Raw genomic sequence first — 2,001 nt, 5'->3', positions numbered from 1 at the left:
TACTAGGTGGGTATACAATTGGTTTTGTGGTAGGATGCTTAACATCTCTTCTGTCAAAGATTAGCACTACCGTTAATCTCAGTTTTTCCTTTGAAAGTATTTTTTGTATTGTAGTAGTTTTACCAATAATTTATTGGATGTATCGTTATTCAGGAATGGTTTTCGATGACCAAACAATGAAAATGAAGTTGTTATATGCTTTTATATTACTATTAGGTTTTTCTTTCGGAATATTCTTTTTTGAATTACTTTTAAGTTAATAATTTGTCTCTAATAATAGAGTATTGTAAAAGTGCTTTTAAACAGATAGAGCCCCTTTTTCTATTCAACTAACGGGTGCTTTCGTATTATAAGGTTAACCAGTTTTTACTGGTTGACCTTATTTTTATAGGATTTAATATATCAGTAGCCAGGGTAGGACGTACGGGTGCGTGGGACAATGATCCCGTCGGCTAAACTGTCCACCCCCTACTTGTAGAAACATGTTTGAGGCTGGTTGGGACATAGATCTCGTATAACAAGCGAAGCTATGACACTACAAGGAGGAACAGGGGTACTGGTGAGTTAGTTAGAGGAGGAAGTTAAATGAACCCAGTAGTTGGTCTGGATGTGGCAAAAGGAGAGAGCCAAGTTCAGGCATTTTTAGATAAATCAAAGCCGTTTGGAAAGAGTTATTCTATGAAGCATACACGAGAGGATTTAGATCATTTTATAGGCTTCTTACATGAGATTGAAGTGATGACCGGGCAAATGCCTATAGTCATTCTAGAATCTACAGGCCATTACCACTCTCCTGTTATTCAATGCTTGGAGGAGAACGAGGTTTTATATATCTTGCTTAACCCTATTATTTCTTATCAAGCGAAGAGATCTAGTTTAAGAAAGGTAAAAACAGACGCAGTTGATGCGTATCAGTTGTGTATGCTTTATTACAAAGAAGATTTTGAACCTCATAAAAAAAGAGGGATTCAACTCTTAAATCTTAGAAATCTATCGAGACAACAGGAGATTGTGACGAATATGTATGTGGAGGCTAAGCTGCAGTTTCACACTATTCTAGATCAAGTGTTTCCTGAATACCGCAAGGTTTTTGGTGATCTTTATTCAAAGGTTTCTTTATTGATGTTAAAGAAATATCCCACTTCAGAAGATGTAATAACGGCTGGAGAAAGTAAGCTAGCGGAGTGTGTGATGGAGTTTTGTCCAAGACGTTCTAGTCAATGGGCATTGGAAAAGGCAAAAAAACTAATGGATTCTGCCTATCGAAATCCATTTCAAAAAGTGGTGTATCATAGTCACTTGATCAATCTTCAAATGTATATTGAAATGCTTTTTCAGTACCAAGGGCACCTTTCGGAGTTGGAAATTCGTATAGTGACCTTGGCAAATGAATTAGAAGATTACAAGATTGTCCAATCGATTCCAGGAATCGGAGAAAAGATCGCTGCCACGATAATCTCTGAGATCGGAGAAATCGAACGGTTTAATCATCCGAAAAAACTAGTTGCCTTTGCAGGAGTAGATCCCAGTGTTCATTCATCAGGAAAGTTTACTGCCACAACCAATCGTATTACTAAACGAGGCTCTAGTAGATTACGCCATGCTTTGTATCTTGCCGTATTATGCGGTATCAGAAGTTCAAGAAACAAAAAGCTGAAAGAATTCTATGATAAGAAAAAATCAGAAGGCAAGCCTGCCAAAGTAGCGATAGTAGCCTGCATTAACAAACTGCTTAATTGGATTTATGCTCTATTAAATAGCAAAGAAACTTTCCAAGATATAGCGTAATTACTGATTACAAGTAATTAAGAGAAAACCTTCCAAAAGGTTTTTGGAGGGCTATTTGCCATGCACAAAATAGTATATCATAGGATTAATAATAATTTTAGAGAAAAATATTGACATCCTATTAGCTGGTTTAGTAAAAAGCAATATCAAAGTAAAATGAGCCAGGAAAAAATATCCTAGCTCATTTTTTATGTGTATTTTAAATCAATCTTT

The 2,001-nt window shown here is 35.9% G+C and carries 2 protein-coding genes; both read left to right on the top strand.

The window, feature by feature from the left end; all coding sequences use genetic code 11:
- On the top strand, window positions 1-260 hold a 260-nt coding region (locus AC06OU_RS06010; RefSeq protein ID WP_475854621.1), incomplete at its 5' end, for a hypothetical protein.
- 325 nt (window positions 261-585) lie between these two features.
- On the top strand, window positions 586-1,788 hold the full coding sequence (locus AC06OU_RS06005) for an IS110 family RNA-guided transposase (RefSeq protein WP_475854620.1): 1,203 nt from the start codon (window positions 586-588) through the stop codon (window positions 1,786-1,788).
- The last annotated feature ends 213 nt before the right edge of the window (window positions 1,789-2,001 follow it).

The organism is Psychrobacillus sp., from assembly GCF_056205495.1.
This window is presented reverse-complemented; position numbering and strand designations above follow the sequence as displayed.